Raw genomic sequence first — 15,781 nt, 5'->3', positions numbered from 1 at the left:
TCTATCTCGGTGCCTGTGCTTTCTGGCTAAGCCAGACGCTGAACAGCACCATCAGAAAACCAACAATCTGGATTGGCGAGAGGCTTTGGCCGAGCGCCAACCAGCCGAGCAGCGTGGCGGTGAGCGGGCTTAAAAAGCCGAGCGACGCCGCTGCCGATGGCTCGATGCGGGAAAGACCGCGAAACCACAAAAGATAGGTCAATGCAGCGCCGATGATGCCGAGATAGGCAAGGCCGAGCACGTTTTGCGTTGTGAGTGAAGGCAGGGCCGGCTCCAGAAACAACGCGACTGGCACCAGCAACAGGCCGCCAGCGGTCAATTGCCATGCGGTGAATGTCAGGCTCGACACCGGCGGCTGCCAGCGCCGCGTCATAACTGTTCCGAAAGCCATGGAGACCGCTCCCGCAAAAGCTGCGGCGATGCCGATCGGATCAAGCGTCGCATTTGGCGTCAAAACGAGAAAAGCCACCCCCGTCATGCCGATAACACCGGCGACAATGGCAAGCGGGTGGATAGACCTGCCGAGAATGAATCGCGACAATGCGATGACGATCAAAGGCTGTACGGCACCCACCGTCGCGGCGACGCCGCCCGGCAGGCGATAGGCCGATACGAACAGCATGGCCCAGAAAAAGGAAAAGTTCAGCGCACCTAGAATGAAAGCCCGGCTCCACCAGATGCCGAAGGGAAGCTTGCGCACGAAAAGCAGCAGAAGCAGGCCTGCGGGCAAGGCGCGGAGCATGGCCACGTGCATGGGATATCCAAGTGGCAGGAATGACGTTGTGATGATGTACGTGCTGCCCCAAATGGCAGGCGCAAGCGCGGTCAGCGCTACATCGGCGGCGTAATACGTATTTCTCTTCATATCAATATTCTCTAGATCAAGATAAATTCAAAATAGCGACATTTGTCTTGACGTCAAGAGACTTCATGTTATCCATGATCCATGAGTGAAAAGAAGACGACCGATCATGTCGACAGAGTTCTGGCACAATGGCGCAGGGAACGACCGGAACTCGATGTCGCACCCATGGGCCTTCTGGGGCGTCTAACCCGCTTGAGAAATCACCTCAGCCGGGAAATCGAAACGGTTCTCCAGCAACACGACCTACCGACTTCCGCCTTCGATGTGCTGGCGACCTTACGGCGCGCGGGTGCGCCTTACCGGTTGTCACCGGGGGAATTGCTTGAGATGACGATGGTCAGTTCCGGCACGATGACAAACCGTATCGACCAGTTGGAAAAGGCAGGCTTTGTAGAGCGTGTCAACAACCCCCAAGATCGGCGCAGCGTGCTGATCGCGCTGACCGACAAGGGGTTCGACGTGATAGAACAGGCCGTCACCGCCCACGTGGAAAATCAGCATGGACTGGTCGCCAGTCTTGATGCGAAGGACAGAGAAGAACTGGACCGGCTGCTTAAAAAATTCCTCGCTGCATTCGAGGAATAACCTCCGAAACCCGGAAATGCTCTAAAAAAGGCTGCCCTGATCGATCGGACCTGACGATGGCGTTTTTGCCGATTTCTTTTTAGGTGCCGCAGATGCGGTGTCTGCTGGCGGCGCACCTTCCGCGGTTGCGATGGCCGAAACGACCCCATCGGCGAATTCCATAGACACGACCGCGCCTGATGAAATGGCAGCGGCGCGTGTCAGCGGGCGGTTCTCATCGTCGCGTATAACGGCATAACCGCGCTTCAGCACGTTTTTGTAGGATAAAGATTGCAGAATACGGTCGTGCGCGGCGAGGCCAGAGCGGTGGTGCGCCATGCGATTGAGAACGGCCGTATCCGCCCGGCGAGCAGCGCTGGAGATGCGCTCCCCCTGTCGCTCGATCTGTCCGATCAGACGAGCAGGCAGCGAGCGTAAGGAGGAATCAGACGACGACACACGTGCCTGCGCCTGTAACAGTCGGCGCTCCACCAGCCCTTCGGCGCGCTGCATACGCTCTGCGATGCGCTGGCGATGCTGTTTCAGGCCGTGAGTCAGAACATCCGGGCGTAAATGCGCAGCCGTTCGCTCGAAGCTGCGGCGTTTGTTGAGCGTGTTCAACTCCAGCCCCCGCCCCAGGCCGCTAGCCGCTTCATCGAAACGGCGACGGGGCAAGGCCAGCAACTGGTCCAGCGACGGCAGGGCGCGCACGAGCGCCCGCAAATTCTGGCTGCGATTGTCCATTTGCCGCATCATGGAGCCGGAAAGGCGTGCAGACAGGCCGGAAAGCTGGGCTTGCAGATCGACCCGCACCGGCACGGCCATCTCCGCAGCGCCCGTTGGCGTCGGGGCACGCACATCCGCTGCATGGTCGATCAGCGTCGTATCGGTTTCATGCCCGACAGCGGAAATCAGCGGAATTTCGCTCTCTGCGGCAGCGCGGACGACGATTTCGTCGTTGAAGCTCCAAAGATCTTCGAGGCTACCGCCGCCACGCCCCACGATCAGCACGTCCGGGCGCGGAATATCCCCGCCGGTTTTGAGCGAGTTGAAGCCTCTTATGGCGTTTGCGACCTCTTCGCCAGAGCCTTCGCCCTGCACTTTGACAGGCCAAACCAACACATGCACCGGGAAGCGATCCGAAATGCGGTGCAGAATATCGCGGATGACGGCACCGGTTGGCGAAGTGACGACGCCGATGACTTTCGGCATGAAAGGCAGACGCCGCTTGCGCGCCTGATCGAAAAGACCTTCCGCCGCCAGCTTGCGACGGCGTTCTTCCAAAAGCGCCATCAGCGCGCCCGCACCCGCAGGTTCCAGGCTTTCGATAACGATCTGGTATTTCGATGAGCCAGGGAAGGTGGTGATCTTGCCGGTAGCGATGACTTCCATACCCTCTTCGGGCCGGAATTTCAGCTTGGAAAAGCTGCCCTTCCAGATGACCGCATCGATACGGGCACGGTCGTCCTTCAGTGAGAAATAGGCATGACCGGACGAGTGGGGGCCGCGATATCCGGAAATCTCCCCCCTCACCCGCACCTGGTCGAAAGCATTCTCGACGGTCCGTTTGATGGAACCGGAAAGCTCCGAAACGGAAAACTCGGTGAGATTGCTGAGTGCAGGCTGACTGAAAATATCGCTCATCACACGATTTTACCCATTATCCGGCGATTCGCAAATCGCCGTGATTGCGCATTATTTTGGCAATCTTGACGAGATTAAATTTAACAGTTGTGCAACAAGCTGCTATATTTGGCGTTAGGAAGTGCATGCATGGAGGAGAATACGGGTTTTTAGAGGCGACGATGCCATGCCTCAAGCCCGCAGAGGAGGAGCGGCATCATGATCTTCATTCTTGGAATTTCGCTCGGCGTAACCGCGCTCACGCTTCGCTCCCCCGCTATTATTGCAGGGGTTGGCTTGGCAATTGTCGCCGCATTTGGCTTGGCAACGGCCCTATTGGGTGTGCTGCATGTCGCTCCGTTGTTGTTTGCACTCGGTGGCTACAATGTCGGTATATTCGCTGGTTTTGTCGCGATGATGACAGTTCAAAAATTCAGGGTTTCGATGAACGTTCCGCATTAAGAGTGGCAACGTCTAACCATTTCTGAACCCGGCCCCAGCTATGCTCCGCCTCATTTATCAGGGTCGTGGAGTATCATTTGTCGCCGCTCATATTCCTCAGTTACAATATTGTGCTGCTAGTGATCTGCGGACTGACCACCTTTACCGTCGGCCTAGGAGAGAGCGTTCGTATTCCGGTCGCCGGTCTGGTGGGCGTGGCTTTAGCCCTTATGGTAATACAGATTTCGCGAAAATTGCTGGTATCGAAGGGGTTCGGCCTTCTTGCCGCAAGCATAAGCAGAACAGTCGTTCTTTTGAATTACGGGCTTTTCTTCCTCATCCTACTGCGTAACCCAATGCTACAATGGCCAGCTGTGTTTCTAGTAACATCGATTGCGGCGCTCTTCCTCGGCGGCTTTGGATACCGCCGTGGGTTGAGGAAGATCGATAAGGCGCCTTAGACCGTTTCCCAACCACCCTTTTCCGCCGCCCGATATATCGCGTCGATGAAGAGCTGGCTGCTCTTCGAGCTTTCCAGTGAAACAATTTCTGCATCCCCTCTTTCCGCACAGACGGCAAAAGCTTCGATCTGACGACGATACTGCCTGCTGTCCTGAAAGCGGAAGATTTGCGACTGGGCGTGATTCTGGTTGGTCAGCTCTACTTCTTCTGCACCCCAACGATCTGCGTTGAAAGGGGATTTCACTTCGATGTAACCCTCAGTGCCATGGAAAACCATGACCTGTCGGGCGGCAAGTTGAGTGGCGACATAGAAGTTTAGTTCGAAATCACCGAAATCCGCTTTCACGCTGGCGTAAATATCCGTACCGAAGGTTGGGTCGCGTTCCACGGTAGCAAAGACCCGCTTCGGCTCCTTGCCTGTAGCAAAGCGCGTAGCGATTGTTGGATAAACGCCGATATCCGGCAAGGCCCCACCGCCGAGTTCCGGAATGTTGCGCATGTTTGCAGGATCACGATTAAAATAGCTGAAGGCGCCCTGCACATATTTAAGAGTACCAATGGCGTTCGATGCCAGCAACTCCCGCACCTTTCGCCAAACAGGGGCGTAGGTAACCATATAGGCTTCAGAAATCATCACCCCGTTTCTGTCACGCGCGGCAATCAACCTGTCGATCTGTTCTGCTTTAAGCGCTATCGGTTTTTCACACAGCACATGCTTGCCAGCATCTGCTGCCTTTTCCGACCATTCGACATGATGGGCCGTGGGAAGCGGAATGTAGACAGCATCGATGACATCGGATGCCAGCATCTCCTCGTAAGAACCGAAGGCATGCGTGACGGAAAAACGATCCGCAAGTGCGCGCGCCTTGTGGACATCGCGGCTGGCGATTGCCGTTACCACGGCGTTTTCCGCATCCTGAATGGCAGGGATTACGAGATCTCGACCAATCTTCGCCGTCGACAGAATTCCGAAACGTAACATGCTGATCTCCCTTACTCTGCGACCTAATTTAGAGGCCGCGACACAAAATGAAAACGCCTCATTGAAATGACCGAGCGGAAAAAATAGCAGTGGCTGGATATGTCCTCTCTTCGGCGCTATCCTGTATTTAACCTTTGCGATATAGCAGCGAAGCTGCGGCATCCTAGAAATCGGAGACGCAGAAAATGTCCCACCACAACACAGCGCTGCTCGTTATCGATGTGCAAGAGTCTTTTCGCCACACGCCTTACTTCGAAGACAGTGGCTTGGCTGCTTACATCGAACGGCAGCAAAAGCTGATCGACGGCGCGCAGGCGGCTGACATTCCCGTCATCCAAATATTCCATGTGGATGACGACCACGCGTTTTCGCAGGAAAACGGCTTTGTGTGCGCCCTTGAGGGCATCCACATTTCACCTGACGTCACTTTTCACAAGAACCGACATTCCGCCTTCGTAGGAACCGGGCTTGATATCTGGCTGACGGAAAAAGGCATCAACCGTCTGATTGTTTCCGGCATCCGTACTGAACAATGCTGCGAAACCACGACTCGGCATGCTGCCGATATGGGCTACAAAGTGGATTACGTAACCGAAGCGACTTTGACTTTTACAATGACGCACTCAACCGGCGAAGCCTTTACCCCAGAGCAGATCGCAACCCGCACCGAGCTTGTTCTTGCTGGCCGGTTTGCCCGCATCGTCACGGTGGAAGAGGTGCTTCGAGCCAACAAAAGGGTGTCGTGATGGGAGAACGAGGCAGATCGGACATCGAAGTCATTCCGGTTTTCGTGCTTCTCCCACCGCAAACGCTGCTGCTTGATGTTGCGGGACCGCTGGAAGTGCTGCGTTATGCCAATCAGGAACAGAGCCAAGTTCGTTTCGACTGCCACTACATAGCCATTGGCGAAACCCAGACCACGACGATCGGGCTTACTCTTTCCGGCCTGGAACCTTTTCCAGAAAAGCTGCCTGAAAATGCGATGGTAATGATTTCCGGAAGTTCATCAGCCGCAGAATCAACAGGGGAGCGGAGGCAGCTCTCCGACTGGTTACGCAAAGTGACTAGAGTGGATACGACTATCGTTTCCATATGTTCCGGTGCCCTGATTGCGGCGGAAGCGGGTGTTTTCGACTATCGACAATGCACGACGCATAGCGATTGCCTGGATGAGTTACGCAGGCTGGCACCATTGGCGCAAGTGCTGGACAACCGGCTGTTCGTGGAAGATGGGAAACGATTTTCCAGCGCCGGCATTTCGACCGGAATCGATCTTCTGCTTCACATCGTTTCTTCCCTGACCAGTCCAGTGATAGCCGCGCGGATTGCTCAGACGATGGTGGTGTATCTGCGCCGCACAACAAGAGATCCACAAATCTCACCGTGGTTTACGGGCAGAAGTCACATCCATGCTGCCGTACACAGGGCGCAGGATGCCATCGTAGCGGACCCGGCACGTGACTGGTCGCTTGGGCAATTGGCCCGTCTCGTCAACACCAGCGAACGCCATCTTTCCCGACTGTTTCGCGAACATTCTGGCTTGAGCGTTGTGGACTATATCAATCTTATACGGGTCAATCTCGCGCGCGATATTTTGATAAACTCCCGTATGGATATGGAAACCGTGGCCGAACGGGCGGGGTTTTCGTCTGCCCGGCACCTTCGCCGCGTCTGGCAGCAGCACCACCCGCAACCTCCAGGTTCTTACCGCGCGCCCTCCTCCTGAACCTTTTCCGGACTCGCCGGGTTTGCATCAATACGTTCGGCGATACCATCAAGGAAATTGAATGGTTATGCCTAACTTCCGTTGATAACGTCGAGACACATCAGAAAAAGAATGAAGGAGTTCCCCCGTGGAGAAACGCGCACTTGGCCGCACCGGTCTTTCCATTGCCCCGATTGTATTCGGCGGCAACGTCTTCGGCTGGACTGCGGATGAGAAGACCTCTTTTCAGCTTCTGGATGCCTTCTTCGATGCAGGCTTCAATGCCATCGACACGGCAGATGTCTATTCCGCATGGGTGGACGGTCATCAGGGAGGCGAGTCCGAAACCATTATCGGCAAATGGCTGAAGCAGAGCAGCGTGAAGCGCGAGGATGCAGTCATCGTAACCAAGGTCGGCTTCGACAACAATGAGCGCAAGACCGGGCTCAGTGCGAAATGGATCGCACAGGCAGTCGAAGATTCCCTGCGCCGCCTCCAGACAGACTATATCGATCTTTACCTGGCCCATAAACCGGACGCGGAAGTGCCGTTGGAAGAGACACTTGGCGCATTCGACAAATTAAGGCGTGATGGCAAGGTGCGTGCGATCGGCTGCTCAAACTACGATGCCGCGCAACTCCAAGCGTCGCTGGATGTCGCCGCGAAGAATGGTTTGCCGCGCTATGACGTGATCCAGCCGGAGTATAATCTTTATACTCGCGAGAAATTTGAAGGTGCGCTCGCTGAGCTTTGCCTCAATCAAGAGATCGGTGTCATCAATTATTACGGGCTTGCCGCAGGCTTCCTAACCGGCAAATATCGTAGCAAGGCAGATACAGAAGGGGTTGCGCGCTCCTACCGTGTCGCAGACTATCTGGATGCCAAAGGCTTGGCCATTCTTGGCGCGATGGACACGATTGCCGCTGAAACCGGCGCAAAGCTTGCCGACATTGCGCTTGCCTGGCTTTTGCAGAAAAATACAGTCACCGCCCCGATTGCCAGCGCCACCAGCCTTTCCCAGCTTGAAAGCTTCAAACGTGCGGTCGACCTCAAACTCACCGAAGAGATGGTCGCGCTTCTCGATAAGGCAGGTGCATGAATGGGCCTGACGATACGTTACGCCCGCCCGGAAGACCGGGAAGATTGGTTGAAACTGTGGAACGATTATCTTGCCTTTTACGAAGTCGACTTGCCGCCAGACGTGACCGAACATACCTGGGGTAGGATCATCGATCCTGCATCCCGTGTTTCCATGCGAACTGCGGTTCTAGATGAAAAGACGGCTGGCTTCGCCATTCATCACTTCCATGATTCCACTTGGGTAAAGACACCGGATTGCTATCTGGAAGACCTGTTCATCGATGCCAACGTTCACGGAAAGGGCATAGGTCGCGCGCTGATCGATGACCTCATCGCCATCTGCAATGAGAAAGGCTGGTCCCGTCTTTATTGGCATACCAACGAGGACAACGTACAGGCCCGCAAACTATATGACAGCTACGCTGAAAGTGACGGCCATATCCGCTATCGCATCAGGCTTTGAACCGAAAGAAATCCACGAAAGCCCTCAGCGCCGGACGCATCTGTCGGCGCGAGGGGTAGTAAATGTAAAAGCCATCGAACGGCGCGCACCATTCGTCCAAAACTGAAATGAGACGACCCTCAGTCACGTCCTCGCTGATCCGCTGCTCGAAAACAAAAGCTAGTCCGGCACCGTCCAACGCTGCGCGCCGGATCAAACTTTGATCCGTCAAAATCAGCGGACCCTGCACATCAACGACGAGAGGCTTGCCATCCTTCTCCAGTTCCCAGCGATAGATGCTGCCGCTCGAGAAGCGGCGTCTGATGCATCGGTGCAGCATCAAGTCGCGCGGGTGCTGCGGCTTGGGATAGCGCTCGAAATATGCCGGCGATCCGACGATCCTGCTGCGCCACCAACCGCTCGCCCGCACCGCGATCATGTCGGAATCGAGATGCTCTCCCAATCTCAAACCGGCGTCGAAGCCCTTGGCCACGATGTCTTCGAACCGGTCATCTGTGGAGACCTCCAAGGAAATATCGGGATAGAGTGCTAGAAACTCCCCCAGCCTTGGTACGATGAGATCTTCAGCAGCAAGTCTCGGCATTGCAACTCGCAACGGTCCCGCTGGTTTTCCGGTGGTCTCTGCCAGTGTCTGAATAACGGCATCGATATCAGAAAGAGCGGGGCCAAGCGTCTGCAGAAGCTGGCTACCCTCTTCCGTCGGAGATACACTGCGCGTTGTGCGATGAAGCAGCCGCAGGCCGAGGCTTGCCTCAAGCGCGGAAACAGCGTGGCTAACCGCTGAAGGGGCAATGCCCAATTCTGCCGCAGCCTTTCGAAAGCTGCGACATTCGGAAACGGCTGCCAGAACGGCAAGTTGGGAGAGCTGCACACGGTTCATTGTTCTAAGATTTAGAACAAGCCGCTCACATTTGCAGTGATTATTTTCGTCGGATAACCGCATTATTGTGGGCTGCATCACCTTTATAAATCCACGGATGGAGAGAATGATGGACAACCGAACCCTTGGAAGCGAACTTTCAGTCTCAGCGCTTGGTCTGGGCTGCATGGGCATGAGCCACGCCTACAGCCCCTCTTCAGACGAAGCGAACTCGATAGCAACGCTTCACCGTGCCGTAGAGCTCGGCCTAACCTTTTTCGATACAGCGGAGGTTTATGGTCCCTATACGAATGAGATGCTTGTGGGGAAGGGGCTGAAACCCTTTCGGGACAAGGTAACCATCGCCACCAAATTCGGCTTCAAGATTGATGCCACCAAACCATCGGGGCAGATGATGGTCGGAACGGATGGCAGGCCTGAAAACGTCCACGCCGTTGCAGAAGCCTCGCTACGCCGCCTTGGTATTGATGTCATCGACCTCTTCTATCAGCATCGCGTCGACCCGGATGTCCCCATCGAAGAGACAGTCGGCGCTATGGCAGAGCTGGTTCAGCAGGGCAAAGTCAGATATCTTGGCTTATCAGAGGCAAGCGCGGAAACCCTTCGCAAAGCTCATTCAGTGCATCCCATCGCTGCCATCCAGAGCGAATATTCACTGTGGACCCGCGACCCGGAAGAAAACGGGGTTCTGGAAACCTGCCGGGAACTCGGCATAGGCTTCGTTCCATTCAGCCCCTTGGGCCGCGGTGCTCTAACCGGTGCATTGAAAAATCTCGATGGTCTATCCGACACAGACTTTCGCCGCTCCCTGCCGCGTTTTCAGGCTGAGAATTTCGACGCAAACCTAGCTCTTGTCAGTCTTCTCGAGCAGATGGCGGAGGAAAAGGGTGTGACCGCTGGCCAACTGGCACTTGCCTGGGTAATGTCACAAGGCGACTTCATCGTGCCTATTCCCGGTACCACGAAGATAACGAACCTGGAAAAGAATGTCGCAGCAGCGGACGTGTCTCTCAGTTCGGAAGAATCAAGGAAACTCGGTGAGTTGCTGGCTCCAGCGAAGGTAGCGGGCGGGCGGTACCCGGAGCAAATGGCGAAAATGGCGGGCCGGTAGGCAACAGCAGGAAATGTCACCACTGCAAGCGTGCGGTTGGTGACATTTCCAGCCGGTTTTTCAGCTCTCGCAGCGAAGCCGGAAGAGCGCTCAAATCATCTGCATCAAAGCTCAAACCCAGATGGTTTTGAGCAATTTGCGCCACGATTGAACTTTGCTGCTCATCACGATGTCTTTTAATCGGATCACGGTCTTCCTTTTCCGAAAGCCATAGTTTGTGAAGTGCATAGACCCTCGGATCTATCGTCACCATACGCAACGGCAACCCCGTTTCATCCAAAAGTATCGCTTCCGTTTTTGGCGCGCTGACCAACCAAGACATTCCTTCAATCGCCACGCTGACGAGGTCATCTTCATGGTTGGAAACGCCAGATATAGCTTGCTGAAAGGGCGATTTCGAAAGTGGCTCGATCAAATCCACCATAAAGCCGCTACGGTTGATGGCACGAAAGCTTCCTTGGCGCACTGCTGCGAAACTCGAATCGACATCTTGCAACAGTCCGACCAATCCGCGTTCACTGACGCCATTAGCAGTCAAGCTGATCTTTCGGCGAGCATCTCGCAATAGATCGACATCTTCTGTTGCTAGCGCATCTGAGGCGATGCGCACTCCGGCCAGAGCCTCATATGCAAACAAGGCATTCGTTCCGACCACGACAACACCTTCGCCAAGCCACCGGGCAGCATCCAGACGACGGATGATCCGTGCCGGAACAGATGGTAGACGGCCGACACCTCGCGCGACCATCAACGGCGCCCGCGCTTCGATTTCCGCTTTGAGGCCTGCAATCCGCGAATCGATGACTGCCTTTTCAGTCTGAAATTTTTCTAACAATTTATCGGTTTGCTCAGTTCGAACGCCCAGAGAACGATCCGACTTGTCGATTCTGCGGAGCAAGTACTGCTTGCCGGACCGCTCCCCATAGCGCATCGTGCCGCGAAAACTGTGCCAATGGTGCTGCTGAAGTTGCAACAAAGCTTCGTAGCGTTGTCTAACATCGACAAACGTCCGAATATCATCTCCATTCAACATATTGATTTCAAACATTTTTACACCTAAAATCGCGATATTGCCATTTTGGGTGTAAAATCAAAAAAAATCAATAGCTTAGCTAAGAAAAGCCATAAAAGCTTGAAAGATGGCTTTACTTTTAAGTTAACCTCTAAGAACTCCACCTGTGGATTTCTCGACGTTACCGACGATTTTTGCGGTGAGGGCTTCGAAGTCCTCATCCGTAAGGGTCTTGTCGACCGGCTGAATCTGCACTTCTATGGCGATGGATTTTTTGTTTTCGCCAACCGATGCACCTTCGAAAACGTCGAAGACGTTGACGCCGGTGACCAGCTTACGATCGGCGCTTGTTGCAGCCTTGATGATCGCGCCCGCTTCAACCGACCTGTCCACCACAAAAGCGAAATCGCGTTTGACGGCCTGGAAAGGCGAAAGCTCAAGCGCTGGCTTGGTGCGGGTCGCTTTCTTCTTCGGCTCCGCCATGGCGTCGAGAAAGATTTCGAAACCGCAGTAAGCACCCGAAACGTCGAGTTCACCCAACGTCTTCGGATGAAATTCGCCGAAATAACCCAGGATGACTTTCGGTCCCATCTTGATGGTGCCAGAACGGCCCGGATGGTACCAGCCAGGCGCACCGGCTTCGATCTGCACATTCGACATCGGCAGCCCGCAGGCTTCGATCACGGCCAGAGCATCGGCCTTGGCATCGTAGACATCGATAGCCTTGCCGCCGCCCTTTGTAGCGTTGGACCACATGCGACCAGAACCGGCAAGCGATGCCGTTCCACGACGCACGCCGCCAGCCACACGACGCTGGCCTTCCGGCGTGTCACTTTCATAAGTGCCGGAGACTTCGAAAATCGCGACATCGCCGTAACCCTTGTCGGCATTGCGCTGAGCTGCCGTCAAAAGGCCGGGCAGCAGCGAAGGCCGCATATCGGACATGTCGGCCGCAATCGGATTGGCGAGCTTCAGCGCAGAAGAACCACCGCCGAAGAGCTTTGCCTGCGCTTCCGGGATGAAGGACCACGTCACCGCTTCCAGCATGCCACGGCTTGCCAGCGCGCGGCGCGCAATGCGCGTGCGGATTTGCAACGTCGTCAGAATGCGGCCATTGACGGCACCGAAGCTTTCCAGCGGTTCCGGCTTGATATTATCGACGCCATGGATGCGCATGACCTCTTCCACCAGATCGGCCTTGCCATCTACATCTGGACGCCATGACGGCGCGCACACGGAAACGCGCTCGCCCGAACCCTCCACGCCAAATCCGAGCCCCTTTAGGATCGAGAGACTTTCCTCTGCGGAAACCTCAAGACCCGTCAGGCGCTTCACTTCGGACAGCGGGAAATCGATCCATTTCGGCTCAAAACCCTTGTAACCAACGACTTTGGCCTCACCGGCAACGCCGCCGCAAAGTTCCAGCACCAGTTCCGTTGTGCGCTCGAGACCCGGCACCATATAGTCTGGATCGACGCCACGCTCGAAGCGATAGCGGGCATCGGTAATGATGCCGAGCGAACGGCCCGTCTTGGCGATGTTGATCGGGTCCCACAAAGCGGATTCGATCAGCACATCAACCGTGTTTTCATCGCAGCCGGAATGCTCGCCGCCCATGACGCCGCCGATGGATTCGACGCCGTTGTCGTCGGAAATGACAACGTTGTTCGGGCCGAGCTTGTACTCCCGCTGATCGAGCGCCAGAACGGTTTCACCGTCCTGCGCGCGGCGCACCGTGAGATCGCCCTTGACCTTTGCCGCGTCGAAGACGTGCATCGGGCGACCCTGATCGAAGGTCATATAGTTGGTGATGTCCACCAGCGCATTGATAGGGCGAAGGCCGATGGCCATCAGGCGCTGCTGCATCCACTTCGGGCTCGGGCCATTCTTCACGCCGCGCACGATGCGCAGCGAAAAGCCGGGGCAGAGCGCGGGGTCGTCCAGTTCCAGCTTCACATCGACGGGCGTTGCGCCTTCGACCTTGAAGCTTGGTGCTGCCTTGGTCTTCAGCTTGCCGAGACCGGAGGCAGCGAGATCGCGCGCGATGCCGTAGATCGAGGTGCAGTCAGGACGGTTTGGCGTCAGATTGATCTCGATGACAGGATCGTCCAGCCCGGCGTAGGACGCGAAGGACGTACCGACGGGCGCATCTTCCGGCAGGTCGATGATGCCGTCATGGCTATCAGAAATGTGCAGCTCTTTCTCGGAGCACATCATGCCGTGGCTTTCGACGCCGCGGATTTTGCCGACCGACAGCGTGACATCGATGCCCGGAACATAGGTGCCCGGACGCGCAAGCGCACCGACGAGACCAGCGCGGGCATTCGGCGCACCGCAGACGATCTGCACCGGCTTGCCGTCACCCGCATCAACCGACAGAACCTTCAGACGGTCAGCCTCTGGATGCTTTTCAGCCGACAGAACCTTGGCGATGACGAACGGCTTATAGGCCGCCTTGTCATCGACATCCTCGACCTCGAGACCAATCGCGGTCAGGCGCTCGCAAATCTGGTCCAGCGACGCATCCGTATCGAGATGCTCTTTCAGCCAGGAGAGTGTGAATTTCATAATAGTTTACTCCTCGACTTGACCGATCAGACGCTCAGACCGCCGAACAAAGTCGGCATGTCGAGGGGGCGGAAGCCGTAATGGTTCATCCAGCGAACATCGGCGTTGAAGAAATCGCGCAGGTCCGGCATGCCGTATTTCAGCATGGCGATACGGTCGAGGCCCATGCCCCAGGCAAAGCCCTGATATTCATCCGGATCCAGCCCGCCGGCGCGCAGCACGTTGGGATGCACCATGCCGCAGCCGAGGATTTCCATCCAGTCCTTGCCTTCGCCGAACTTCACGATCGGGCCGGAGCGGTCGCACTGGATATCCACTTCGAAGCTTGGCTCCGTAAAGGGGAAGAAGGACGGGCGGAAGCGCATGACGACGCTGTCGACCTCAAAGAAGGTCTTGCAGAATTCTTCCAGAATCCAGCGCAGATTGCCGACATGCGCCTTTTTGTCGATGACGAGGCCTTCGACCTGATGGAACATCGGCGAATGGGTCGCATCCGAGTCCTGACGATAGGTCTTGCCGGGAATGACGATGCGGATCGGCGGCTTCTGGCTCTCCATGGTGCGGACCTGCACCGGAGAAGTATGCGTGCGCAGTACCTTGCGCTCACCCTTTTCATCCGGCTGGAAGAAGAAGGTGTCATGCATTTCGCGCGCCGGATGGCCCTCCGGGAAATTCAGTGCTGTAAAGTTATAGTAATCGGTTTCGATATCCGGGCCTTCAGCGATGGAGAAGCCCATATCTGCGAAGATCGCGGTGATCTCATCGACGATCTGGCTGATCGGGTGGATGCGACCGCGTTCTGCCGGAGACTGGCGAACCGGCAGGCTGACATCAAGCGTCTCGGCCTTCAAGCGCTCGTCGATAGCGGCATCCTTAAGTTCGCTCTTGCGCGCCGTGATGACGTCCGTCACCTCGTTCTTCAACTGGTTGATCGCGGCTCCGCGCGTCTGGCGCTCTTCGGGCGTCATGGCGCCCAACGTCTTCAGAAGTTCTGAAACGGAGCCCTTCTTGCCCAGCGCCGAAACGCGCACGGCCTCGATAGCGGCCTCATCTCCGGCTGCGGCGATGTCCGACATCAGTTGCGATTTCAAAGTGTCCAGTTCAGTCATCTTTTCCTGCCTCGCCGGGTTTGTTGCCAGCGGCTTCGGTTTTCACAGCATCTTTAAGAAAGTCGGTCGCCAAGATAAAGCGTTGCAGATCACTACCCATCTGCACGCGCCCAATCAACCGGGCGAGCGGCAAAAATCGGCTAAGGACATGCACCAATCGACGCAATTCCGCGATTGCTCCTGCCGGAGCGCGGGATGCCCAGGCATTGTAAGCCGCAGGAAGTGTCTTTTCGGCGTCCCTGGCAAGCGTTGTCAGCGGTAGAAACAGTAGCCAGAGATCCCTTGCCTGCGCGGTGGACAGCGGCATCACGGCCTGCGGCTCTTCCTCGAAATCCATGAAGCCGATTTGGCCATCACGCAGAAAGAAGTCTCGGACATGCGGCCTTCCATGGCATAAACCTGCGGCGTGGAGATCACCAATGGCGGCAGCCGCATCGACCAGAAGCGGATCATGGGCGTCACTGCCCTGTCCCCGCAGCACCTTCAAAGTCCGCTGAACAGTGTCACCCACGTCAGAAAGCACGATTGCGGTTTCCGAAGCGTAAATGATCTCGGGAACGGCGAAACCTGCTCTATCGAATTCGATCATTCTGCGCTTTTCGCGCGCCATCATTTCGCTTGGCTTGAGAATGGGGGACGGTTTGAGAAATTTATAGGGGAGCAGAGAGGCGAACAGTGCCTGCAGCTTCACCCAAAGCGGCGCCTTTTCCGTTCCCTGCCGCTTGATCCAGACCGAGCCGACGGAAAGCTGCAACTGTTGAATGCGCCGGTCGCTCGTCAGAAGAGTTTGCATGAGCGCGGCAATATCCGCGTCCTCAAGATGGACGTGGAAGCCTCTCTCCCTCTCTGTCGGATCGGCGGACTGCAGCATTCTCTTCCTGTCGGATAACGCATTACGCGTCCCAAAGGACGCACA

Annotated in this window: 16 protein-coding genes; 8 read left to right on the top strand and 8 right to left on the bottom strand. The window is 56.1% G+C overall.

The window, feature by feature from the left end; all coding sequences use genetic code 11:
- Position 1 precedes the first annotated feature (1 nt).
- Positions 2 to 865, bottom strand: coding sequence for an EamA family transporter (locus G6L28_RS16695; RefSeq protein ID WP_174064953.1), 864 nt, complete (start codon positions 863 to 865; stop codon positions 2 to 4).
- 81 nt (positions 866 to 946) lie between these two features.
- Between G6L28_RS16695 and G6L28_RS16690 the strand changes: the two genes are divergently transcribed.
- On the top strand, positions 947 to 1,450 hold the full coding sequence (locus G6L28_RS16690; protein WP_174064952.1) for a MarR family winged helix-turn-helix transcriptional regulator: 504 nt from the start codon (positions 947 to 949) through the stop codon (positions 1,448 to 1,450).
- Positions 1,451 to 1,471: 21 nt separating this feature from the next.
- Here G6L28_RS16690 and xseA read toward each other — a convergent pair whose 3' ends face one another.
- The gene (xseA, locus tag G6L28_RS16685) at positions 1,472 to 3,073 is read right to left on the bottom strand and encodes an exodeoxyribonuclease VII large subunit (RefSeq protein ID WP_174064951.1); all 1,602 of its coding nucleotides are present in this window, start codon (positions 3,071 to 3,073) and stop codon (positions 1,472 to 1,474) included.
- A gap of 198 nt (positions 3,074 to 3,271) precedes the next feature.
- Here xseA and G6L28_RS16680 point away from each other — a divergent pair, with 198 nt between their 5' ends.
- Entirely contained in the window at positions 3,272 to 3,514 is a 243-nt protein-coding gene (locus G6L28_RS16680) for a hypothetical protein (RefSeq protein ID WP_174064950.1), read from the top strand.
- A 77-nt stretch (positions 3,515 to 3,591) separates the two neighbouring features.
- Complete coding sequence (locus G6L28_RS16675; RefSeq protein WP_174064949.1) at positions 3,592 to 3,954, top strand: hypothetical protein; 363 nt, start codon at positions 3,592 to 3,594, stop codon at positions 3,952 to 3,954.
- Here G6L28_RS16675 and G6L28_RS16670 read toward each other — a convergent pair.
- Entirely contained in the window at positions 3,951 to 4,937 is a 987-nt protein-coding gene (locus G6L28_RS16670) for a Gfo/Idh/MocA family protein (RefSeq protein ID WP_174064948.1), read from the bottom strand. The two genes, G6L28_RS16675 and G6L28_RS16670, sit on opposite strands and share 4 nt — an antisense overlap.
- Positions 4,938 to 5,122: 185 nt before the next feature.
- On the opposite strand from G6L28_RS16670, the gene G6L28_RS16665 reads away from it, so the two are divergent.
- From G6L28_RS16665 to G6L28_RS16650, 4 genes are all read left to right on the top strand, one after another.
- Entirely contained in the window at positions 5,123 to 5,683 is a 561-nt protein-coding gene (locus tag G6L28_RS16665) for a cysteine hydrolase family protein (RefSeq protein ID WP_174064947.1), read from the top strand.
- Positions 5,683 to 6,663, top strand: coding sequence for a GlxA family transcriptional regulator (locus G6L28_RS16660; protein WP_174064946.1), 981 nt, complete (start codon positions 5,683 to 5,685; stop codon positions 6,661 to 6,663). The genes G6L28_RS16665 and G6L28_RS16660 overlap by 1 nt, the downstream gene beginning before the upstream one ends.
- Before the next feature lie 127 nt (positions 6,664 to 6,790).
- Positions 6,791 to 7,741 (top strand): aldo/keto reductase, encoded by a 951-nt coding sequence (locus G6L28_RS16655; protein WP_174064945.1) that lies wholly within the window; start codon positions 6,791 to 6,793, stop codon positions 7,739 to 7,741.
- Entirely contained in the window at positions 7,742 to 8,185 is a 444-nt protein-coding gene (locus G6L28_RS16650; RefSeq protein WP_174064944.1) for a GNAT family N-acetyltransferase, read from the top strand. It begins immediately after the preceding gene.
- On the opposite strand, the gene G6L28_RS16645 is transcribed toward G6L28_RS16650, so the two are convergent.
- Positions 8,175 to 9,065, bottom strand: coding sequence for a LysR family transcriptional regulator (locus tag G6L28_RS16645; RefSeq protein ID WP_174064943.1), 891 nt, complete (start codon positions 9,063 to 9,065; stop codon positions 8,175 to 8,177). The two genes, G6L28_RS16650 and G6L28_RS16645, sit on opposite strands and share 11 nt — an antisense overlap.
- 109 nt (positions 9,066 to 9,174) lie before the next feature.
- Here G6L28_RS16645 and G6L28_RS16640 point away from each other — a divergent pair, with 109 nt between their 5' ends.
- Complete coding sequence (locus G6L28_RS16640; RefSeq protein WP_174064942.1) at positions 9,175 to 10,176, top strand: aldo/keto reductase; 1,002 nt, start codon at positions 9,175 to 9,177, stop codon at positions 10,174 to 10,176.
- A gap of 16 nt (positions 10,177 to 10,192) precedes the next feature.
- Here G6L28_RS16640 and G6L28_RS16635 read toward each other — a convergent pair whose 3' ends face one another.
- The 4 genes from G6L28_RS16635 to G6L28_RS16620 form a co-directional block, all read right to left on the bottom strand.
- Positions 10,193 to 11,224 (bottom strand): GSU2403 family nucleotidyltransferase fold protein, encoded by a 1,032-nt coding sequence (locus tag G6L28_RS16635; RefSeq protein WP_174064941.1) that lies wholly within the window; start codon positions 11,222 to 11,224, stop codon positions 10,193 to 10,195.
- Positions 11,225 to 11,332: 108 nt separating this feature from the next.
- Entirely contained in the window at positions 11,333 to 13,756 is a 2,424-nt protein-coding gene (pheT, locus tag G6L28_RS16630; RefSeq protein ID WP_174064940.1) for a phenylalanine--tRNA ligase subunit beta, read from the bottom strand.
- Between the two features lie 26 nt (positions 13,757 to 13,782).
- On the bottom strand, positions 13,783 to 14,865 hold the full coding sequence (gene pheS, locus G6L28_RS16625; RefSeq protein WP_174064939.1) for a phenylalanine--tRNA ligase subunit alpha: 1,083 nt from the start codon (positions 14,863 to 14,865) through the stop codon (positions 13,783 to 13,785).
- The gene (locus tag G6L28_RS16620) at positions 14,858 to 15,736 is read right to left on the bottom strand and encodes a lipopolysaccharide kinase InaA family protein (RefSeq protein ID WP_174064938.1); all 879 of its coding nucleotides are present in this window, start codon (positions 15,734 to 15,736) and stop codon (positions 14,858 to 14,860) included. The genes pheS and G6L28_RS16620 overlap by 8 nt, the downstream gene beginning before the upstream one ends.
- Positions 15,737 to 15,781: the final 45 nt, after the last annotated feature.

Source organism: Agrobacterium larrymoorei (assembly GCF_013322225.1).
In the GTDB taxonomy this organism is placed as follows: Bacteria; Pseudomonadota; Alphaproteobacteria; order Rhizobiales; family Rhizobiaceae; genus Agrobacterium; species Agrobacterium larrymoorei_A.
Note: the sequence above shows the minus strand (reverse complement) of the source record. Positions and strands in the feature narration are given on the sequence as shown.